The sequence below is a fragment of the Actinomyces sp. genome (genome assembly GCF_030524025.1).
Classification (GTDB): Bacteria; Actinomycetota; Actinomycetes; order Actinomycetales; family Actinomycetaceae; genus Actinomyces.
The window spans coordinates 1-20510 of the sequence record NZ_JAUNHI010000039.1 but is presented as its reverse complement, the minus strand read 5'-3'; the positions used below and the strand labels follow the sequence as shown (position 1 = coordinate 20510).

Here is a 20510-nt window from a genome sequence, read left to right as displayed (position 1 = left end):
CCAGCCACGAAACTACCCACAGCCGCTTGACACACCACATAGGGGCACCCCCCCCTTCCCGAGATCGGGACATATGGCACCTCGAGATCGGGACATATGACACGGCGGGGCGCAGGGCCGTCCTGGGGCGGGCGCTGCGTCGCGGAGGGTGCCGGGAGGTTCACTGTTGGTTCACCCGCGGTTGGCGCAGCCGCCGGACAACGGCCCTGCGTCGTACGCGCGCCCGTCATGGAGCGATCACCGCGGTGGGCAACGGTGGACGGGAGCGCATCTCCCGCGCTCTTCTCACCCGTCAAGGAGTTCCCACACTCATGGCACGACGCTCCCCGCACCACTATGCCCTGGCCGCCGTCTGCGCGGCCGCCGCTCTGACCCTCTCCCCGCTCTCGACCGTTCCCGCCGCCGGCGCACCCCTGCCCGGCCCGCGGAACATCATCGTCCTCATCTCCGACGGCGCCGGCTTCAACCAGTTCGACGCCACCAACTTCTACCGCACCGGTCGCGGCGCCTACCAGGTGGTCACCTCGGCCGACGGCACTGTCTCCCTGGACCCGAACAACACCACCGGCGTCGAGGACTACATGCAGCCCGACTGGAGCCAGGTGGCAATGTCCCACCACTCCCAGACGACGATCGACGCCGGCTACACCTATCGCGACACCAACGCCTGGGGCGAATTCGACTGGGTGACCCACAAACCGACCGACTCGGCGGCGGCGGGCACGGCCATGTCGACGGGCGCGAAGACCTCCAACGGCATCCTGGGCTACGCCTCCGACGGCACGACGAGGCTGACGACCGCCGGCGAGGTGGCGATGGCTTCGGGCCGCAAGCTGGGACTGGTCACCTCGGTTCCCTTCAACCACGCCACGCCCGCTGCGTTCATCGCCCACAACACCGACCGCAACGACTACCAGGGGCTGGCTACCGAGATGCTGTACTCCGGGGCCGATGTCCTCATGGGCGCGGGCCATCCGAGGTACACCGATGACCACACCGAGCGCACCGCCGACTACACGTGGATCGACCCCGGCGACTACTCCTCGCTCATCGGAGGCAAGACGCCCATGTCCTTCATCGAGCAGCGCTCCCAGTTCGAGGCGCTGGCCAATGCCGGATCCGCCGCCACCCAGGAGCAGTGCCGCGCCACGATCGGCTCCCGCCCCATCGCCGGCATCGCCCAGGTCGCCGAGACGCTTCAGGAGCGTCGCGCCGGTGGCACGGAGGCGGACGTCGAGATCGGTGTCACGCCGCTCAACGACGTCCCGACGCTGGAGACGATGACCCGCGGTGCGCTCAACCGGCTCTCGACGGACTCCAACGGGATGTTCCTCATGGTCGAGGGCGGCGCGGTCGACTGGGCGGGCCACTCCAACTTCACCAATCACCTCATCGAGGAGCAGACGGACTTCAACAACGCGGTCCAGGCCGTTGTCGACTGGGTCGAGACGAGATCGTCGTGGCAGGAGACCCTCGTCATCGTCACCGCCGACCACGAGACCGGCTATCTCGCCGGAGTCGGCGCCAACCCGCAGTGGACGCCGATGGCCGGGCAGGCAGACCGGGTGCCCGAGGTGACCTGGCACTCGGGGAACCACACCAATGCCCTCGTGCCCTTCTTCGTGCGGGGCAATGGCTCCGAGCTGTTCCTCGATGCCGCCGACGAGCAGGACTCGGTACGCGGCGCCTACCTGGACAACACGGAGATGGGCACCATCATCCAGCAGCTGATGACCGACAACGCGGTCTCCCCGGACACCGGCGCCCTGACCGACCCCTGCGCGGGCATTGCCGACTCCGGCACGCTCACGCCCGAACCGACCTCCGAGGCCACGCCCTCCGAGGGCGCCAGCGAGGCCCCGGGCACGCCCGTGCCCTCGGCAGGTGCCCCGGGTACGCAGGGGACGCCGCCCAGCACCGGGCCGAGCCCCGATCCCAGCACGGCAGCGCAGACGAGCAGCCCGACCTCTCCGGGTCCCGTGCAGGCAAGCCCGGCGGTCACCGACCCGGACCGGCGGCGACCGGCACTGGCACGCACCGGGGGTGTCCTTGGGCTCGGGATCCTCGTGCTGTCGGCGCTCCCGCTGACAGTGGGGGCCCTCCTGCTGCGCCGTGGTCGCCGATCCGTCGGCGACTGAGGCCGCCGCGCGGTGACGGTGACGAGGCCCGGGCACCTGAGCCCGGGCCGCGTCACCGCCTGCGCAGGCGATCGCGTGGGGCCACGAGCGTGACCGCCCCAACCACGAGGCAGCCGAGAACCACTGCCCAGGCCCGGCTATCGGCCCCGGTGCGTGCGAGCGCACCCGAGCCCTAGCCGATCCTCAGTCGATCCGCTCGACCGTCTCGGCGACCTGCGCCCCGGTCGTGTCGATGACGACATCGGCGAGCTGGCGGCACAGAAGGTCCCGTTCCCGGGCCATGACGACGAAGGCGTGGTGCACGGGGCCCAGGGCCACCGAGCGGGGGGCATCCATGCCGGTACGGGAGGCCAGCGTCCTCGGTGAGGCCGTCAGAGCGATGACCCTGGGTCCGGGCTCCCCGATGGGCCGGGCCAGTGCCCGGCTCACCCCGGGATCCCCCAGGCAGCCCGAGCCCAGGGCCAGGACGAGGGCCTCGGCGCGGGTGCGCCCGAGCAGTTCGACGGCCCTAACCGCCTCACGTGCCCGGTAGACGTCCTCAGGCACCGACACAAGGGCCAGCTCGGGCGTAGTGCCCAGGTCCTGGGCCACGTCCTGCGCAAGGTCGGCGAAGTCGAGCCCCCGCCGCCGGGCCAGCGCCCGACCGACGCTCGTGCACCCGGCTCCGGGAGGGCCGATGAGCACGACGCCGGCGCCTGTGGTCCGGGTCATGGCCGGGTAGCCGCGTCCGCCGAGGCCCCGGCCGTGACCGCGTCATGGGCCGCGCTCAGGTCGGCTGCGTCGGGGACGACACCGCGCACCGGCCGGGCCAGGGAGTCCAGCAGGACCATCCTGATCGCACCGGCCCGCACCTTCTTGTCCGAGAGCATCGCGCGCGTGAGTTCCTCGAGCCGTCCGGCTCCCTCGGGGAAGGAGGTGGGCAGTCCCACCGCCTCGAGGGCCTGGCGGTGCAAGGCGACCGTGTCGGCATCGAGGCGGCCCATGCGGTGGGAGACATGAGCGGCGAAGACGCAGCCCACGGCCACCGCCTCACCGTGGCGCCAGCCGTAGGCGGTCACCTTCTCCACGGCGTGGGCGTAGGTGTGGCCGTAGTTGAGCACCTCGCGCAGGCCCGCCTCGGTGAGGTCCTCGCCGACAACCGCGGCCTTGACCCTGGCCGAGCGGGCGACGAGCTCGGCCAGGACCGGGGAGTCCCAGCGCAGGCAGTCCGCGGGGTCGGCCAGGACCCGGTCGAGGATGACGGGATCGGCGATGAACCCGCACTTGACGACCTCCCCCAGCCCGGAGCGCAACTCATCGACCGGCAGGGTGTGCAGGGAGTCGAGGTCGGCGATGACGGAGGTCGGCGGGTGGAAGGCGCCGACGAGGTTCTTGCCGGCACCGGTGTCGATGCCCGTCTTGCCGCCCACGGCGGCGTCGACCATGGCCAGGAGGGTGGTGGGCACCTGGACCACGGGCACGCCGCGCAGCCAGGTGGCGGCGGCGAAGCCGACGAGGTCGGTGGTGGCGCCGCCACCGACCGCGATGAGCAGGCCGTCCCGGCCGAGCCGGAAGTCGCCGAGGGACTCCCACAGCGAGTCCAGGACGTTGGAGCGCTTGGCGCTCTCACCGCCGGGGACCTCGATGCGAGTGACGCGCAGGCCCGAGGCGGCCAGCCGCGTCTCGTAGCGTTGAGCGGCCCGGCCCAGGGCCCGGGGGTGGATGACGGCCACTCCCCCGGCACCGGCCCCGGGTGCCGAGCGCACGGCGCGTTCGAGCTCGTCGTCCAGGCCGTGGCCGATGACGACGTCGTAGGCCTGCGCCCCGGAGACGTGCACCCGCGTGGCGCCCTCGGTGTCGGGGACGAAGGCCGGACCCTGGGGGACACGGGCCACCGGGGCGTGCTGCGCGGCGGCCTGCGCGAGCGCCTTGGCGGTGTGCCCGGGGCCGGTGCCCAGGGACACGAGCACGAGGGCGGCAACCTGCTCGGGGCTGAGCCCGTCGATGGGGACCGTGTGCGTGGCTACCTCGGCATACAGCGGGGCGCGCTCGGCGTGGAGGACCTCCATGCGGGCCAGGACCGAGGCGAAGAGCTTCTCGTGGGCGGCCTCGGTGGAGTCGGAGTCCGAGCTGGCGCTGACCAGGGGCCGACCGGCGCCGTCACCGACATGCCCGGCCGCCGTGGCCGGTGAGGCGTCGAGGTAGATGACCGTCCTGCCGGCCAGCAGGGCCCTGTTCTCGGGGCGCAGGATGCCGCCACCGCCCAGGGCGACGACGCCCTGGGCGGCGGCATCGCCGGTGAGCACGGCCCGCAGGGCCCGGGTCTCCCGCGCACGGAAGCCGGTCTCCCCCTCGGTGTCGAAGATCTGCGGGATGGTCAGGCGGGCGCGCCTGCGGATCTCGGCGTCGGTGTCCGTGACGACGACGCCCAGGGCGGTGGCCAGGAGTCTGGCGACCGTGGTCTTGCCCGCCCCGGGCAGGCCGACGAGCACAAGGGGCAGGCGCTCGGGGTCGAGGGAGACGGCAGGGGTGTGACGGTGGCTCATAGGGGTTCCTTCAACACGGCTGGTGGGGCGGCTCCGACGCTGGAGTCACCACCGGGTGCGGTCCGAGATGCGGGCGAGGTAGCCCTCGAGGTTGCGCCGGGCCTCCTCGAGGCTGTCGCCACCGGTCTTGTCCAGCAGCGCGTCGGCCAGGACGAGGGCCACCATCGCCTCGGCGATGACCGCCCCGGGCACGACCGCGGTGGTGTCGGAGCGCTGGTGCAAGCCGGTGGCCTCCTGACCCGTGGCCAGGTCGACAGTGCGCAGGGCCCGCGGGACGGTGGAGATCGGCTTGTAGGCCGCGCGCACGCGGATCTGCGAGCCGTTGGAGATGCCCCCCTCGATGCCTCCGGCGCGGTTGGTGGCGCGCTCCACCCTGCCCTGGCTCAACGAGACGATCTCGTCGTGGGCGGCGCTGCCGGGGCGCCCGGCCTCGGCGAAGCCGTCGCCGATCTCGACGCCCTTGACGGCCTGGATGCTCATGAGGGCGCCGGCCAGGCGTGCGTCGAGACGCCGATCGGCGCTGACATGGGATCCCAGGCCGATCGGCACGTCGGTGGCGATGACCTCGACGACCCCTCCCAGGGTGTCGCCGGCCTTCTTGGCCGCGTTGATCCGCTCGACCATCCGGGCGCTGACCGCGGGGTCGGTGCAGCGCACGGGATCGGCGCTCAGGCGCTCCTCGTCGGCGGGGGCCGGTCGCAGCACCTCCTCGGGCAGGACGACCCCGCCCAGCGCGACGACGTGGCTGACCAGGCCGATGCCGCCGAGCTGGTCGAGCAGGGCGGCGGCCACGGCGCCCAGGGCGACCCGGGCGGCCGTCTCCCGCGCCGAGGCGCGCTCGAGCACCGGCCGGGCATCGTCGAGGTCGTACTTGAGCAGCCCAGGCAGATCGGCGTGGCCGGGGCGCGGGCGGGTCAGTGGGCGGTTGCGTGCGATCTCGCGCTCGTCACCGGTGCCCGCGTCGATGAGCAGGGCGGCGGGGTCGACCGGGTCGGGGCTCATGACCGTGGACCACTTGGGCCACTCGGTGTTGGCGATCTGCAGGGCGATGGGCCCGCCGATCGTGCGCCCGTGGCGCAGGCCGCCGAGCACCTCGAGCTCGTCGCGCTCGAAGGCCTGCCGCGCCCCGCGGCCGTGACCCAGGCGGCGGCGTGCCAGGGCGGCGCGGATCATGCCGGTGGTCACCTCGAGGCCGGCGGGCACGCCCTCCAGCACCGCGATGAGGGCCTTGCCGTGAGACTCGCCGGCTGTCGTCCATCGAAGCATGGCGCCGATCATCCCATATGGAGCCGCCCTTGGCGGACCGGCTCAGCGCGCGTCCAGCGCCCGGCGCAGGGCCGTGCGCATCGGCGCCAGGCGGGGTGTGCGCCCGGTCATGAGCCGGACCTGGGGGGTGGCCTGGTGCAGGAGCATGAGCCAGCCGGGCGCCACGGCCGCGCCACCGCGCTGCCAGGCCTCGGCCAGCGGTGTGGGCCACGGGGCGTAGACGACGTCGAGCATGGCCGCCCCCGGAGTCACTGGGCCCCGGTCGGCCAGTGCGGCGCCCAGGGGTGCGGCCAGGTGGTCGGCGCCTCCGGCGGGAAGGGTGGACACGACGATCTCGGCACGGGCCATCTCGGTGGCGACCCGGGAGTCGGAGTCCGGGTCCCCCGGGCGCCAGCTCATGGGGCTGACCTCCAGACCCATGCGGTGGGCGGCCGCCAGCGCCCGTCGGGGACCGGCGTGGTTGCGGGCGACCACGATGATCCTGCTCGCACCGAGCTGGGCCAGGGCCGCCAGGGCCGAGCAGGCGGTCGCACCCGCGCCCAGGACGACGGCCTCGCCGACCGGTTGTGGCGAGGTGTGCCCGTTGCACCGCCTGACCTCAGCCAGCGCCGCGACGATCCCGGCCACATCGGTGTTGAAGCCCACGAGCAGGCCCCGGTCGCGGCCGGGGCGCTGGACGACCACCGTGTTGACGGCGCCGACGACCTGCGCCAGGGGGTCGACGATGTCGAGCATCTCGACGAGGTCCTGCTTGTGGGGCATCGTCACGCTCAGCCCGGCCCAGGCGGGGGCGCCGGGATCGGGGACGGCGGCGACCCGCTCGAGCAGGGCCGGCAGGTCCTCGGCGGTGACCTCGATGCTCCTGTAGAGCCAGTCGTCCAGCCCCAGGTCGGCGTATGCGGCCCGGTGCAGCACCGGGGACAGGGAGTGGGAGACCGGTTGTCCGATGACGGCGGCGCGTCCGGCCGTGCTCCGGTGGGCGGAGTCGGGCACGGCTCAGCCCCCGTCGGTGGGCGTGGCCGAGGCGGTCCCGCAGACATCGGGGTTGCGCGTGCAGTACTCGGTCAGGCGCTTGGTGTTCTCCTGCTGCTCGGCGTGGGTGGCCGAGAAGAGCGTCTCGCCGGTCTCCAGGTCGACGGTGACGAAGTAGAGCCAGTCGCCCTCGGTCGGGCTCTGAACCGCGCGGATCGCCTCCTCGCCCGGGCTGCCGATCGGTGTGGGGGGCAGCCCGGCATGGGCGTAGGTGTTGTAGGGGTTGGAGGTGTCGGCAATCTCCTCGGAGGTGGGGATGCCGCCGACGCGGCCCAGGCCGTACAGGACGGTGGAGTCCATCTGGAGCAGACCCTTGGTCTCGCCGTCGGTGTCCGCCAGGCGGTTGTCGATGACCCGGGCGACCTTGCCGTAGTACTCGGGCTTGGAGACCTCCCGCTCGACAATGGAGGCCTTGGTCAGGACCGCCTGGTAGTCGGCCTCGGCGACACCGGCCGCCTCGAGGCGGGAGATGGTGGTGCGCACCATCGAGGCCACGACGTCGGTGGCCGAGGCGTCCTCGGCGATGTCGTAGGTCGAGGGCGCCAGCCATCCCTCGACGTCGCCCCCGGCGACCTCGGGCAACCCGATGGCCGCGGTGTCGGCGAAGGCGGCCTCGACCTCGGCGTCGGTGTACCCGCCCACGTCCATGAGGTGCTCCTTGACCTGGGTCTTGGTGGCTCCCTCCGGCACGGTCAGGGTGTGGTCGTCCTTGGAGGCGGGGTCCAGGAGCATGGCCACGGCGTTGGCCCCGGACATCCTCAGCCGCAACGTGTAGGTCCCGGACTGGATGTTGGCGGCGTTGGCGTTGGCCGAGTAGGCGTCGGTGAAGGCGCGTTTGGTGGCCACAACCCCCGCGTCGACGAGGATCTGGGCGATGTCCTGGCCCGTGGCGCCCTCGGGGATCGTGACGACGACCTCGCCCTGGCCTGCGCCGGAGTAGTCGGAGAGCTGGGTCTGGTCGCCCTGGGTGCTTCGCACGACATCGAGGGCCTTGTACCCGACCACGCCGACGATGGCCAGGGCGATGATGAGCACGAGGGTCGTCACCCGGCGCCGGCGACGCCTGCGCCGCTTGCGGGCGCGCTCGTCGCCGAAGCGGCGACGGCGCGGGGTGCGCCCGCCATCGGCCGAACCTTCCTCCGAGGGCCGGTCCACGCCGATCGCGACGAAGAAGTCGTCCTGGCTCACTGTCTGCCTCCCTGGGTCGGTGGCACGGGCTCGCCCGCGGGGACGTGGCTGGAGCGCTCCGCCTCGAGGGCCTGCTCCAGTATGACAACAGCGGCGGCCTGGTCCACCACCCGCCGGAAGCCGGTCGAGGGGACTCCCGCCTCGTACAACTCCCTGCGGGCGGTGACCGTGGTGAGCCTCTCGTCGACTAGGCGAACCGGCACCGGTGCGACGATGCCGGCCAGCCGGCGCGCCCAGTCCCGGGCGTCACGCGTCGAGGACGACGAGCCGCCGCTCATGTGCCTGGGCAGGCCCACGACCACCTCGATGGCATCGTAGTCCGCGACGAGGTCGGCCGCCTCGTCGAGGTCGGCACCGTAACGATCACGATGCAGCGTCACCAGTGGCACGGCGAGAATCGCCTCGGCATCGCACCTGGCGACACCGACGCGTGCCTTGCCCACGTCGAAGGCCAGCCGCACTCCCGGTCGCATGGCCGGCTCAGGAGCCGAGCCCGCGCGCGACCGCGGCCAGGGCCTGGCCGACGGCTGCGGGGTCCTGGCCTCCGCCCTGGGCGAGGTCGTCCTTGCCCCCTCCCCCGCCGCCCAGGGCACTGGCCGCGGCGCGCACGAGGGCTCCCGCCCGGGCACCGGCTTCCCGGGCGCCGGCATTGGTGGCCACGACGACGAAGGGGCGTGCGTTGGCCACGCCGGCCACGGCCACGACCACGGGCTCGGCCTGGCCCAGACGGGTGCGCACGTCGAGGGCGACCGAGCGCAGCGCGTCAGCCGAGCCGACCTCGCCGAGGTCGGCACTGGCCAGTAGGAAGCCGTTGATCCGCGTGGCGGACTGGGCGACCTCGGCTGCTCGCGACACGAGCGCCGCCTGCTCGGCGGCGGCGAGCCTCTTCTCGGCCTCCTTGAGGCGCGCCATGAGCGACTCGACGCGTCCGGGCAGCTCCTCGGCGCGTCCTCCGAGCATCGTCGAGAGCTGGGAGACCAGGGCGTGCTCCTTGCGCTGGAAGGTGTAGGCGCGGTCGGCCACGAGGGCGTCGATGCGGCGCACGCCCGAGCCGATGGAGCCCTCGGACAGCAGGGCGACGCGTCCGATGTGTCCGGTGGAGGGCACGTGGGTGCCGCCGCACAGCTCGCGGTCGAAGTCCTCGCCGATGGTGACCACGCGCACCTGCTCGCCGTACTTCTCCCCGAACAGGGCGATGGCTCCCGAGGCGCGCGCCTCCTCCAGGGGCATGATCTCGGTGGTCACCGTCAGGTCCTGGGCGAGGGCGTCGTTGACGAGCTCCTCGATGTCCTCCATCTGCGTGCCGGTCAGGGCGGCGTTGTGGGTGAAGTCGAAGCGCAGGCGCGCCGGGGCGTTCTCGGAGCCGGCCTGGGCGGAGTCGGGAGCGACGACGCGTCGCAGGCCCGCGTAGACCATGTGGGTGGAGGTGTGGGCCCGGGCGATGGCCAGGCGGCGCACGACGTCGATCTCGGCGTAGGCGCGCTCCCCCACCGCGACGCCTCCCTCGGCCAGGGTGCCGCGGTGGACGAAGAGCCCCTTGATGGGCGCCTGGACGTCGTGGACCTCGATGACGCCCCCTTCGGCCAGGCGGATCGTGCCGTGGTCGGCCAGCTGTCCACCCATCTCGGCGTAGAAGGGCGTGCGGTCCAGGACGATCTCGACCTCGGCGGGGGCGGTCGCCACCGCCTGCGGGACGCCGTCGACGAGCAGCCCGGTGACCACCGCCTCACAGGCCGACTCGGTGTACCCCAGGAACTGCGAGCCGCCGCCCATGGCCTTCTCGACGTCCTGGAAGACGCGCACATCAGTGTGTCCCGCCTTCTTGGCGCGGGCATCGGCGCGGGCCCGCTCCTTCTGGGCCTCCATGAGCGAGCGGAAGCCCTCCTCGTCGACCGACACCCCCTGCTCGGCCGCCATCTCGAGGGTCAGGTCGATGGGGAAACCGTAGGTGTCGTGCAGGGCGAAGGCACGGTCTCCCGGCACGACAGCGCGGCCGGTGACGCCGGCGGCCGACCGGGCGTCGGCGACCGCAGTGTCCAGGATGGTGGTCCCCGCCTCGAGGGTGCGGCGGAAGGCCTCCTCCTCGGCGTAGGCGACCTCGGAGATCGTGGGCCAGGCCGCCTCGAGCTCGGGGTAGGAGGCCTTCATGGCGTCCTTGGAGGCGGTGAGCAGCACCGGCAGGGCCGCCTCGCGGACCCCCAGCAGGCGCATCGAGCGCACGGCGCGGCGGATGAGGCGGCGCAGGACGTAGCCGCGCCCGTCGTTTCCGGGGCGCACCCCGTCGCCGATGAGCATGAGGGCGCTGCGCACGTGGTCGGCCACGACGCGCATGCGCACGTCATCGAGGTAGGCGTCCCCGGCCTCGGGTCCGGCCGCCCCGGCGCCGTAGGTCCGCCCGCTCATCGACTGCGCAGCCGCAATGACGGGGAAGACCTCATCGATTTCGTACATGTTGGGCTTGTCCTGCATGAGAAAGGCCAGCCGCTCCAGTCCGGCTCCGGTGTCGATGGCCGTCTTGTCGAGCTTGCCCACGAGCTCGAAGTCGTGGCCCTCGCCCTCGCCACGCAGGAACTCGTCGAAGACGAGGTTCCAGATCTCGAGGAACCGGTCCCCCTGGAGGTCGACGAGAGGACCGCCGTCGGGCCCGTAGGCGGGCCCCCGGTCATAGTGGATCTCACAGCAGGAGCCGGCCGGGCCGGGCTGGCCGGTCGACCAGGAGATGTCCTTGAAGGGCAGGGCCTGGACGTGCTCGGACGGAACCCCGATCTCACGGGTGAGGTAGTCCCAGGAGACCCGGTCCTCCTCCCAGATCGTCATCCACAGCCGGTCACCGTCCAGCCCGTAGCCGCCCTCGGGCGTCGAGGAGGTCAGCAGCTCCCAGGCGTAGCTGATGGCACCCTCCTTGAAGTAGTCGCCGAAGGAGAAGTTGCCGTTCATTTGGAAGAAGGTGCCGTGCCGCGTGGTCTTGCCGACATTGTCGATGTCGTTGGTGCGGATGCACTTCTGCACCGAGGCCGCCCGCGGCCACGGAGCCGGCTCGGTGCCCAGGATGTAGGGGATGAAGGGGACCATGCCCGCCACGGTGAACAGGATCGAGGGCTCCGGGGAGACCAGGGAGACCGAGGGGCGGATCTCGTGGCCGTTGGCGGCGAAGTAGTCCAGCCAGCGGGTGCGGATCTCGGAGGTGCGCATGGTGGTGCCCGTCCTGTTCGTGTGGTGGTCGGCCTCGCCGGGGAACCGGGGCGGAGCCGGGCGGTCAGTGGCTGGGCGGGGCGCAGCCGCCCCGTCATAACGGGGACGCCCCGGACCGGACGATGCGGTGCGGGGCGTCCCAGTCGGCTGAGCCGTGGGACTCAGCGGGAGTAGTACTCGACGACCATCTGGACGTCACAGGTCACCGGCACCTCGTCGCGCTTGGGACGGCGGACCAGCGTGGCCGACAGCTTCTCGAGCTCGACCCTGAGGTAGTCCGGCACGGGGGGCAGGACGTCGCGGTGCGTGCCGGCGGCTGCGATCTGGAAGGGGACCATGACCTGCGAGCGCGGGCGGACCTGAATGGTCTGGCCCGGCTTGACGCGGAAGGAGGGGCGGTCCACGACCTTGCCGTCGACCATGATGTGGCGGTGGACGACGTCCTGACGCGCCTGGGCGATGGTCCGGGCGAAGCCCGAGCGCAGGACGAGCGCGTCCAGGCGCATCTCGAGCAGCTCGACAAGGGACTCACCGGTCAGGCCCTTCTCACGGCGGGCCTCCTCGAAGACCCGCTGGAGCTGGGCCTCACGGATGCCGTACTGGGCGCGCAGGCGCTGCTTCTCCTTGAGACGCACGGCGTAGTCGGACTCGGCGCGGCGGCGGGCGCGGCCGTGCTCACCGGGGCCGTAGGGGCGCTTCTCGAAGTAGCGCACGGCCTTGGGGGTCAGCGGGATGCCCAGGGCGCGCGAGAGGCGCACCTGGCGGCGGGAGCGGGAGGAGCTCATGGCTGTTGCCTGTCTTTCCTGTCGGATCTGTTCTCGCACGCGGCGGGCGGGTGCACGCCGCGCGGGGTCAGCCTCGTGGTGGGCCAGGACCCCAGGAGTGCCGTGACGGGTCCTCTGTGCGACAGCGGACCCGGGTCGGCAGCTTAGACACATTAGCGCGCCCGCCCCGGGCGGCGCACGCCCGCCGATGGCGGTGTGAGCCGATCCTCACGAGGATCGGGCCGGGTTCCGGCTCTGGTGCCGCGCCCGCCACAGCTGGTGGATGAGCACCACCACGAGGAAGCAGCCGAAGACCGCGCTGCCGGCCCGCGGGCTCAGCCGCTCGGCGAGCAGGGCGCCGACCGGGGAGGCGGCCGCCGCTGCCAGACCCACCACCACCCCCGTGCGCAGGTCGGCGCTGCCACGCGCGAGGTTCCCGACCGTCCCCCACACGGCGGTCGGGACGATGACCAGCAGCGAGGTTCCCCGAGCCAGCAGGTCTCCCAGGCCCAGGACGACCTCGAGGCCCGGCACCACCACCACCCCTCCGCCGACCCCGACCAGACCGGCCATGGCGCCGGCGACCAGGCCGATGCCGACCAGCACGATCCCGCGGGGCACGTCCAGGGCCAGCTGGGCCTCGCGCACCGGGACCACCAGCTGCTGGGAGACGACCACGAGGACGACGAAGCCGCTGAAGAGCCACGGCAGCATGGCGGCCGGCAGGCGGTGGAGGAGGGCGACCCCCAGCCTGACGCCCGTCAGGGAGCCGACGGCCAGGAGGAGTGCCGCCGGGACGGAGACCTGCCCCTGGGCGCCGTAGGCGACGGCGCCCACCGCCGCAGTCGGCACGATGGCCACCAAGGAGGTCGCCGCGGCGCGGCGCTGGTCCATCCCGGCCAGGGCGACCAGCGCGGGGACCAGCACCGTTCCCCCGCCCACACCGAGCAGTCCGGCCAGCAGCCCCGCGCCCAGTCCGACCACCACGATGCGCGTCGTCAGGCCGACCGTCCAGCCGGTGGACTCAGGGCGGGAGGACCGGGGCTCGGAGCCGGAGGGAGGACCCGCCGCGGTGGGTGGCATCTGTCAGTCCCCCCTGACGATGTGACGGACCTTGTCGAGGCGCTGGGCGAGCCGGCCCTCGAAGCCGTGGGCGGTGGGCCGGTAGTACTCGGCGTCCTCCAGGCCCTCGGGAAGGTAGCGCTGGGCGACGACGCCGTGGGCGAAGTCGTGGGGGTAGAGGTAGTCCTGGCCGTGGCCCAGGCCCTGCGCCCCGGGGTAGTGGGCGTCGCGCAGGTGGGCCGGGACCTGGCCCGCCTTGCCCGCGCGCACGTCGGCCATCGCCTCGTCGATCCCCCGTGTCACGGCGTTGGACTTCGGGGCGGTGGCCACTGCCAGGGCCGCCTGCGCCAGGACGAGCTGGGCCTCGGGCATCCCGATGAGCGCCACCGCCTGCTGGGCGGCGACCGCGGTCTGCAGGACGGAGGGGTCGGCCAGACCGACGTCCTCGGCCGCGTGGATGGTGATGCGCCGCGCGATGTACCGGGGGTCCTCCCCGGCGGTGATCATCCGCGCGAGGTAGTGGAGCGTGGCATCGGGATCCGATCCGCGCATCGACTTGATGAAGGCGCTGATGACGTCATAGTGCTGGTCCCCGGCGCGGTCGTAGCGCACGGCCGCCACGTCGGCCGCGCGCTCGACGTCGGCCAGGCGGATCATGGGCTCCGACCCCTCGGAGCCGGGGGAGGCGCAGGACGACAGGACGGCGCCCGCGGCCGCCTCGAGGACGGTCAGGGACTTGCGGGCGTCGGATCCCGCCATGCGCACCACCTGCTCGCAGGCCTCCTCCTCAATGCCGACCTGCCCGCCCAGGCCCCGCTGGTCGCTCAGCGCCCGCTCGACCAGCTCCCGGAGGTCCTCGGCGCCCAGTGGCCTGAGGGTCAGCAGGAGGGAGCGCGACAGCAGGGGTGAGACCACGGAGAAGGCGGGGTTCTCGGTGGTGGCCGCAATCAGCGTGACCCACCGGTTCTCCACGCTGGGCAGCAGCGCGTCCTGCTGGGAGCGGGAGAAGCGGTGGACCTCGTCGATGAACAGGACGGACTCCTGGCCGCCGGCCCCCAGTCGTCTGCGGGCATCGGAGACGACGGCGCGCACATCCTTGACCCCCGCCGTCACCGCCGACAGCTCGACGAAGCGCCGTCCGCTGCCACGGGCCACGAGATAGGCCAGGGTCGTCTTGCCGGTGCCCGGAGGCCCCCACAGGATGACGCTGGAGACTCCGGCACCCCCGGGCCGCCCCTGGGGCGGCTCGACCAGCCGGCGCAGAGGCGAGCCCGGCGCCAGAAGATGGCCCTGGCCGACGACCTCGTCCAGCGAGCGCGGACGCATGCGCACGGCCAGGGGCGCGCCCTCGTCCACCGGCAGTCCGACCTCGTCGGTGCCCACGCTGTCGAACAGGTCCATGGCTCGACCATAGCCGCCCTCCGGCGGCCCGACGCGCCGGTCCGCGGGCGGCCTGGCGTGCGCAGGCGGGACACGGGGCTGACCGGGCGGCGATCGATGGAACAATGACCCCATGCTCGCCTGGCTCTCTCGTCGCGTGATCAAGGACGCGTGGTACGTCGTCGGCACGTGGACCGTCCTGTCTGTCGTGCTCCTGACGGCCTCGTTGACGGGCTCGGGACGCACCGGCCTGTTGGACTCGCTCAGCGGGGACACGACGACGGTCACTGGCTCCCAGAGCGCCGAGGGGCAGGCCGTGCTCGACACGCTCTCCGGTGACGCCCGGACGGTGACCCTGCTGGTCTCCGGCGTCGACATCTCCTCGACCCGGACCCAGGAGCAGGTTGCCGCGGCGCTCAGTGACGCGCACGCGGACCTGCGCCAGCTCGTGGGTGAGCAGCACGTCCTGGACCCCTTCGTCGTGCCCGGCATGCTCGCCGAGCCGGCGGCACAGGCCATGGCCTCCGCCGAGCTGGACAGCTTCCTCGTCATCGTCACGGTCGACCCCAACGGCGAGCAGGTGGCCGACGCCGAGGACCTCGACTACGCCGCCGAGGTCGACGCGACGGTCACCAAGGTCGAGCAGCGCCTGGCCCGGGTCCCCTCCGAGCTGGTCGAGGTGTCGCCCGAGGTCGAGGGCATCGTCTCGGACGAGTCGATCGAAGACGCCGCGTTGGGGGACCGGGCCCGGGCCGACCTCGCCGCGGGCGGCGCCGTGGCGGTGCTGACGGTTCTGGTCGTCCTCCTCATCGTGCTCGGCGGTGTGCTGCTCGCCGGGGCCCCCGCCCTGGCCTGCCTGACGGCCGCAGCCACGAGTCTGGGAGCCCTCCTCCTACTGTCCCTGGTCGTGCCCGTCCAGGCTCCGGTGGTCACCGGGCTGGTGGCGGTCGCCATGGCCGCCTCGACGGCCTACGGCCTGCTCATGACCACCCGGTACCGCCAACAGCTCCTTCACCCCCGCCAGGAGGAGGACGACGAGGCCGCGGGCCGACGCAGGCGTGCGCGCACCGGCAGGCGCGATGTCCACGTGGCGCGCGCGATGAGGCAGACACTGACCACGGCCGGCAGGACCGTCGTCGTCTCCGGGCTGCTGCTGGTCGCCCCGCTCCTGGGCGTGGCGATGATCGACTCCGACGTGCTGCGGGCAGTGGGCCTGGGGGGCATCGTCGTGACCGGGGTGAGCGTGGCCGCCGCCATCACGCTCGTGCCGGCCGTGCTCGTCCTCCTGGGGCGGCGCCTCGAACAGCCCTCCCTCCTCCAGCGCCTGGTGCGGGTTCTGCCCGGCGCGGGCGGCCGCGGCAACGGCTCGAGCGCCATCGCCGTGCTCCTGGGCCAGGTCAGGGGCATGCCCTGGGTCGCGCTGGTGGCCTGCGCGGCGGTGCTCGTGGCCCTGGCCTCCCCGGTGCGCCAGGCCCACCTCGTGTCCTCGACCACCGACCAGCTGCCGCCGGGCTCGGACCAGCGCACCTATGTCAGCGTGCTCGAGGAGGACTACCCCTCCCCCGCCCAGCCCGATGCGACGCTCATCATCTCGGCGACCGGGGACAGGGTCGCCTCCTTCATCACCCACCAGGTCGCCGGCGTCGAGGGAGTCACCGGCGCCACGCAGCCCTCGGTGGCGGGCGACTACACGGTGGTCTACCTCGACCTCGACGGCAACGGCACGACCCCCGCCGCCGAGGACGCGGTCAAGGACATCCGCTCCCTGGCGGCGCCGGCCGACCTGTGGGTGACCGGGCAGGCTGCCGGCCAGGTCGACCTCAGGGCGGCGGTCACGGCCTCAGCGCCCTTGGCACTGGCCGTCACCCTCGTCATGACCATCGTCGTCCTGTTTCTCGCCACGGGCTCAGTCCTGCTGCCCTTCAAGGCGGTGGTCACCTCCTGCATGTCGCTGGCCGCGGGCCTGGGTGCCACGACATGGGTCTTCCAGGCGGGGCACCTGGCCGACCGGCTCGGCGTCACTCCGGTGGGGGGTGTTGAGACCTATGTGGCCGTCATGGCCGCCGCCGTGGGCTACGGGCTGACCATGCACGTCGAGGCGGTCCACCTGGCGCGCGTCGCCGAGCAGCGGGGCGCCGGGCTCGACGACGCCACCGCCCTGGCCACGGGGCTGAGGCGCTCGCGGCGGGCGGTCATCGGGGCGGCCCTGGTGACGACGGCCGCCTGTGGCGCCTTCGTCGTCGGGGACCTGCTGAGCACCAAGGAGCTCGGCTTCGCCCTGGCCGCGATCCTCCTCATCGACGCCCTTGTCGTGCGCACGGTTCTGACCCCCGCCATGATCACCCTGCTGGGGGGCTGGGCCTGGTGGTCCCCGCCATGGATGCCGGGACGGCGCGGCGGCTACGGCCTGCGGGGCTGAAGGCCCCCGCGCTCAGAGGCGTTGTCGGGGCCGGCCCATGAGATGGCCGCGATGCGGGCGGGTCGCGCGGAACCCCGCAGTCGTCGTTGGCGGGTCACTCCGGTCTAGAGCAGGTCGGCCGGACCCGCTCCTTGACGCAGGATCTCGGGGACGTCGGCGGTCAGGTCGAGCACGGTCGTCGGCTCGGTGGAGGTCACGGGCCCCTCGACGACGACGTCGATGAGGTGGCCCAGAGAGTCCTCGATCTGCCATCCCGAGGACTCCGGCTCGGTGGCCCCCGGCCGGATGAGGGTTGAGGACAGGATCGGCCCGCCGAGCTCGGCGACGAGGGCCTGGGTGATCGCGTGGTCCGGGATGCGCACGCCCAGGGTGTGCTTCTTGGGGTTGAGCGTCATCCGCGGCACCTCCTTGGTGCCCTTGAGGATGAAGGTCCACGGGCCCGGCGTCAGGCGCTTGATGAGCCGGAAGGCGTTGTTGCCCACGATCGCCAGCGGGCCGGCCTGGGCGAAGTCGGCACACACGAAGGTGAAGTTGTGCTTGTCATCGAGCTGGCGGATCGTCCTGATCCGGTCCATGCCCTCCTTGTTCCCCGGCGTGCAGGCCAGGGCGTAGCCCGAGTCGGTGGGGTAGGCGATGAGGCCCCCGTCCTCGAGGACGTCGACAACGCGGCGGACGAGGCGGGCCTGCGGGTTGGCCGGGTGGAGCTCGGTGTAGCGCGACATGGCCCCATTGTGCCCCGTCGCGCCGATCCGTGCCCGGTCGGCGGCCAGGACCGACGAGCCGTACACAGGGTCCTGTCGGCGCACCAGCGCCTCATGGCCCGATGGAGCGCCCGCACTCATGTTCTGAGAATGAAATTCGTCATTCCTGTTTAGCAACACGGTTCCGTCAGAGAATGAAGATGAGGAGCATTTTCATGTTTCGTGGTCGCGGCCGCACGGGCGTACATTCTTATTGACGGCAACCGGTTTCGGTGCGTTGCGATCATTCCAGGTCGTCCGCATGTGGAGCCTGCGCCCGGACCAACAGCGAACCATTCGCGCCACGCGGCCACTGGTGCCGCGCCACCACGAAGGAGTGACCATGACCGCCACGACCGAGCACCGCCCCGCCGAAGCGCACAACCACACCCATGGACCGGGCTGTGGCCACGAGGCCGTCATCCACGGCGACCACGTCGACTACCTCCACGACGGCCACCTCCACCACGAGGACAACGGCCACTACGACGAGTGCGACACCTGCGTGTGCCCCGACTGCACCGACTCCTGCGCCACCTGCCAGTGCGCGGACTGCTCGTGTCCGACGTGCAACCACAGCACCTGCTCGTGCGAGCACTGCTCGGACGCCTGCTCGTCGTGCACCTGCCAGGACTGCAGCTGCGCGACCTGCACCCACGCCGCCTGACAGATCGGGTCGCCCGGCCCCCGACCTTCCTCGGCCTTCACCGCCGACCGCTGCGGGGCCCCTGCCCGATGAGGCTCGTCGGGCAGGGACCCCGCACAGGTTTGCACCGGTGCGCGCCCACCACGATCATGAGCAGCCCCTTTCCCGGCCCCGACACCTGGTCGGACGTCGCACCGCCTGTGCCCGGTGTACGGCTGGGAGAACCGCTCGGTCGGGGAGGCCTCGCCACGGTCTACGCCGGGGAGCAGATCTCACTGGGGCGTCCGGTGGCCGTCAAGATCGACTCCAGGCCGCTGCACGACGAACGCAACCGGCGACGCTTCATGCGAGAGATGGCCGCGGCCCGCGCCGCACCCCCGACGGCCGGGCAGGGAGCCTCCAGGTGATCATCACCGGCCTGTCGGCGCCCATGGACACCTCGGACCCGCGTATTCCCCAGGTGCTGCGCCCGCTTCTCAACCGTGCGCTGCACCCCGACCCCGCGCAGCGCTTCCGTGACGGCAGCGAGCTCGCTGCGGCACTGAGCCGGCTCGGCGACGTCCCGCGCCCGCCGTCGGCCACGCCGACTCCTGCACAAGTCGACGCCCAGGGCATCCCCTACTCCGATGACATGCCCTGGCCTCCGGGGACCTGCCTGCGCCGGGAGACCTTGGTCCTGGGCGGCACGAGCCTCAGCGAGGTCGACTGCGCCCAGGCCGACTGGATCGTCTTCGCCGGCGGCACCTTCGACCCGGCCAGCACAGCCTCCAGCCCCACCGAGGCCCTGGCCGATGACCCTCAGGTCAATGCGACGTGCACGAGCACCTACGCCGAGCTCTATGGACTCGACCTGTCCACCAGCTACTCGATCAACACGCTTGGGCCCAATGACGAGGAGTGGGCCGCGGGCGAGCGCGGCTTCGTCTGCGTCCTCGGGCGGCTGTAGCTCCGCAGGCGCCGACGCCTCAGTCCTGTGCGTCCTGCTCCACGACGTCGACGCCGGCCTCCTTGCGCTGCTCGGCAGTGATCGGGGCGGGTGCGTGGGTCAGCGGGTCGAAGCCTCCGCCGGACTTGGGGAAGGCGATGACGTCGCGGATGGACTCGGACCTGGTCAGCAGGGCCACGATCCGGTCCCAGCCGAAGGCGATTCCGCCGTGCGGCGGAGCCCCGAACCGGAAGGCGTCCAGCAGGAAGCCGAACTTCTCCTGTGCCTGGGCCTCGTCGATGCCCATGACGGCGAAGACGCGCTCCTGAACGTCCCGGCGGTGGATACGGATGGAGCCGCCGCCGATCTCGTTGCCGTTGCACACGATGTCGTAGGCATAGGCCAGCGCGGCGCCCGGGTCGGCGTCGAAGGTCTCCATGCACTCGGGCTTGGGCGAGGTGAAGGCGTGGTGGACGGCCGTCCAGGCGGACTTGCCCAGTGCGACGTCGCCCTCGGCCTTGGCCTCGGCGGAGGGCTTGAACAGCGGGGCGTCGACCACCCACACGAAGGACCAGGCGTCGTCGTCGATGAGGCCGCACCGCCTGCCGATCTCCAGCCGGGCGGCTCCCAGCAACGCTCGGGAGGCGTCCGCCGGTCCTGCGGCGAAGAAGATGCAGTCGCCCGGCCCGGCTCCCACAGCACGGGCCAGGCCCGCGCGCTCCTCCTCGGAGATGTTCTTGGCCACCGGCCCCCCGAGCGCGCCGTCCTCGGCCACCGTCACATAGGCCAGGCCGCGCGCGCCCCTCTGCTTGGCCCAGTCCTGCCAGGCGTCGAAGGTCCGACGCGACTGCGAGGCCCCGCCGGGCATGACGACCGCACCAACGTAGGGGTTCTGAAAGACGCGGAAGGAGGTGTGCGCGAAGTAGGCGGTGAGGTCGACCAGCTCGCACCCGAAACGCAGGTCGGGCTTGTCAGTGCCGTACCGCTCCATGGCGTCGTGGTAGGTCATGTGCGGGATCGGGGTGTCGAGATCGTGGCCGATGAGCGCCCAGACCTCACGCAGGACGTCCTCGGCGACCGAGATGACGTCCTCCTGGGTCACAAAACTCATCTCGATGTCGAGCTGGGTGAACTCCGGCTGCCGGTCGGCACGGAAGTCCTCGTCGCGGTAGCAGCGCGCGATCTGGTAGTAGCGCTCCATGCCCGCCACCATGAGCAGCTGCTTGAACAGCT

Annotated in this window: 17 protein-coding genes; 5 read left to right on the top strand and 12 right to left on the bottom strand. The window is 72.3% G+C overall.

From position 1 onward, the window contains the following. The first annotated feature begins 311 nt into the window (after positions 1–311). Positions 312–2138, top strand: a complete 1827-nt coding sequence (locus tag Q4C85_RS10920; protein ID WP_303142041.1) for an alkaline phosphatase — start codon at positions 312–314, stop codon at positions 2136–2138. A 183-nt stretch (positions 2139–2321) separates the two neighbouring features. Here the strand turns inward: Q4C85_RS10920 and Q4C85_RS10915 are convergent, their stop codons facing one another. The 10 genes from Q4C85_RS10915 to Q4C85_RS10870 all read right to left on the bottom strand — a co-directional run bounded on the left by Q4C85_RS10915 (position 2322) and on the right by Q4C85_RS10870 (position 14568). Next, complete coding sequence (locus tag Q4C85_RS10915; protein WP_303142038.1) at positions 2322–2849, bottom strand: shikimate kinase; 528 nt, start codon at positions 2847–2849, stop codon at positions 2322–2324. Further along, a complete protein-coding gene (gene aroB, locus Q4C85_RS10910) occupies positions 2846–4663 on the bottom strand; it encodes a 3-dehydroquinate synthase (RefSeq protein WP_303142036.1) in 1818 nt (605 codons plus the stop codon). Before aroB ends, Q4C85_RS10915 begins: the two co-directional genes overlap by 4 nt. A 45-nt stretch (positions 4664–4708) precedes the next feature. Beyond that, complete coding sequence (gene aroC / locus Q4C85_RS10905) at positions 4709–5929, bottom strand: chorismate synthase (protein ID WP_303142034.1); 1221 nt, start codon at positions 5927–5929, stop codon at positions 4709–4711. A gap of 42 nt (positions 5930–5971) precedes the next feature. Continuing rightward, positions 5972–6922 carry a shikimate dehydrogenase gene (locus Q4C85_RS10900; RefSeq protein WP_303142033.1) on the bottom strand — a complete coding sequence of 317 codons (951 nt, stop codon included), beginning with the start codon at positions 6920–6922 and terminating at the stop codon, positions 5972–5974. Between the two features lie 3 nt (positions 6923–6925). Continuing rightward, entirely contained in the window at positions 6926–8149 is a 1224-nt protein-coding gene (gene mltG / locus Q4C85_RS10895; protein WP_303142031.1) for an endolytic transglycosylase MltG, read from the bottom strand. Then, positions 8146–8622 carry a Holliday junction resolvase RuvX gene (gene ruvX, locus Q4C85_RS10890; protein ID WP_303142029.1) on the bottom strand — a complete coding sequence of 159 codons (477 nt, stop codon included), beginning with the start codon at positions 8620–8622 and terminating at the stop codon, positions 8146–8148. The genes mltG and ruvX overlap by 4 nt, the downstream gene beginning before the upstream one ends. A 7-nt stretch (positions 8623–8629) precedes the next feature. Next, positions 8630–11341 carry an alanine--tRNA ligase gene (gene alaS, locus Q4C85_RS10885; RefSeq protein WP_303142028.1) on the bottom strand — a complete coding sequence of 904 codons (2712 nt, stop codon included), beginning with the start codon at positions 11339–11341 and terminating at the stop codon, positions 8630–8632. A 161-nt stretch (positions 11342–11502) separates the two neighbouring features. After that, a complete protein-coding gene (gene rpsD / locus Q4C85_RS10880; protein WP_303142026.1) occupies positions 11503–12126 on the bottom strand; it encodes a 30S ribosomal protein S4 in 624 nt (207 codons plus the stop codon). 207 nt (positions 12127–12333) lie between these two features. Further along, the gene (locus tag Q4C85_RS10875) at positions 12334–13188 is read right to left on the bottom strand and encodes a sulfite exporter TauE/SafE family protein (protein ID WP_303142024.1); all 855 of its coding nucleotides are present in this window, start codon (positions 13186–13188) and stop codon (positions 12334–12336) included. A gap of 3 nt (positions 13189–13191) precedes the next feature. Continuing rightward, a complete protein-coding gene (locus Q4C85_RS10870) occupies positions 13192–14568 on the bottom strand; it encodes a replication-associated recombination protein A (protein ID WP_303142022.1) in 1377 nt (458 codons plus the stop codon). A 112-nt stretch (positions 14569–14680) separates the two neighbouring features. Between Q4C85_RS10870 and Q4C85_RS10865 the strand changes: the two genes are divergently transcribed. Then, positions 14681–16966 (top strand): MMPL family transporter, encoded by a 2286-nt coding sequence (locus Q4C85_RS10865; RefSeq protein WP_303142021.1) that lies wholly within the window; start codon positions 14681–14683, stop codon positions 16964–16966. Positions 16967–17070: 104 nt separating this feature from the next. Here the strand turns inward: Q4C85_RS10865 and Q4C85_RS10860 are convergent, their stop codons facing one another. After that, a complete protein-coding gene (locus Q4C85_RS10860; protein WP_303142043.1) occupies positions 17071–17688 on the bottom strand; it encodes an L-threonylcarbamoyladenylate synthase in 618 nt (205 codons plus the stop codon). 361 nt (positions 17689–18049) lie between these two features. Here Q4C85_RS10860 and Q4C85_RS10855 point away from each other — a divergent pair, with 361 nt between their 5' ends. The 3 genes from Q4C85_RS10855 to Q4C85_RS10845 all read left to right on the top strand — a co-directional run bounded on the left by Q4C85_RS10855 (position 18050) and on the right by Q4C85_RS10845 (position 19298). Next, positions 18050–18373, top strand: coding sequence for a hypothetical protein (locus Q4C85_RS10855; RefSeq protein WP_303142019.1), 324 nt, complete (start codon positions 18050–18052; stop codon positions 18371–18373). 128 nt (positions 18374–18501) lie between these two features. Continuing rightward, on the top strand, positions 18502–18759 hold the full coding sequence (locus Q4C85_RS10850) for a hypothetical protein (RefSeq protein ID WP_303142017.1): 258 nt from the start codon (positions 18502–18504) through the stop codon (positions 18757–18759). Continuing rightward, positions 18756–19298, top strand: coding sequence for a septum formation family protein (locus Q4C85_RS10845; protein WP_303142015.1), 543 nt, complete (start codon positions 18756–18758; stop codon positions 19296–19298). The genes Q4C85_RS10850 and Q4C85_RS10845 overlap by 4 nt, the downstream gene beginning before the upstream one ends. Positions 19299–19317: 19 nt before the next feature. Here Q4C85_RS10845 and aspS read toward each other — a convergent pair. Then, a partial coding sequence (gene aspS, locus Q4C85_RS10840) for an aspartate--tRNA ligase (RefSeq protein ID WP_303142014.1) occupies positions 19318–20510 on the bottom strand: 1193 nt, incomplete at its 5' end.

Excerpts from the sequence above, each read along its gene's own strand:
- Q4C85_RS10915 (WP_303142038.1), bottom strand. The coding sequence starts at position 2,849 with ATGACCCGGACCACAGGCGCCGGCGTCGTGCTCATCGGCCCTCCCGGA.
- Q4C85_RS10875 (WP_303142024.1), bottom strand. The coding sequence starts at position 13,188 with ATGCCACCCACCGCGGCGGGTCCTCCCTCCGGCTCCGAGCCCCGGTCC.
- aroB (WP_303142036.1), bottom strand. The coding sequence starts at position 4,663 with ATGAGCCACCGTCACACCCCTGCCGTCTCCCTCGACCCCGAGCGCCTG.
- Q4C85_RS10920 (WP_303142041.1), top strand. The coding sequence starts at position 312 with ATGGCACGACGCTCCCCGCACCACTATGCCCTGGCCGCCGTCTGCGCG.
- alaS (WP_303142028.1), bottom strand. The coding sequence starts at position 11,341 with ATGCGCACCTCCGAGATCCGCACCCGCTGGCTGGACTACTTCGCCGCC.
- Q4C85_RS10865 (WP_303142021.1), top strand. The coding sequence starts at position 14,681 with ATGCTCGCCTGGCTCTCTCGTCGCGTGATCAAGGACGCGTGGTACGTC.
- Q4C85_RS10850 (WP_303142017.1), top strand. The coding sequence starts at position 18,502 with ATGAGCAGCCCCTTTCCCGGCCCCGACACCTGGTCGGACGTCGCACCG.
- rpsD (WP_303142026.1), bottom strand. The coding sequence starts at position 12,126 with ATGAGCTCCTCCCGCTCCCGCCGCCAGGTGCGCCTCTCGCGCGCCCTG.
- ruvX (WP_303142029.1), bottom strand. The coding sequence starts at position 8,622 with ATGCGACCGGGAGTGCGGCTGGCCTTCGACGTGGGCAAGGCACGCGTC.
- Q4C85_RS10855 (WP_303142019.1), top strand. The coding sequence starts at position 18,050 with ATGACCGCCACGACCGAGCACCGCCCCGCCGAAGCGCACAACCACACC.
- aroC (WP_303142034.1), bottom strand. The coding sequence starts at position 5,929 with ATGCTTCGATGGACGACAGCCGGCGAGTCTCACGGCAAGGCCCTCATC.
- Q4C85_RS10870 (WP_303142022.1), bottom strand. The coding sequence starts at position 14,568 with ATGGACCTGTTCGACAGCGTGGGCACCGACGAGGTCGGACTGCCGGTG.
- Q4C85_RS10860 (WP_303142043.1), bottom strand. The coding sequence starts at position 17,688 with ATGTCGCGCTACACCGAGCTCCACCCGGCCAACCCGCAGGCCCGCCTC.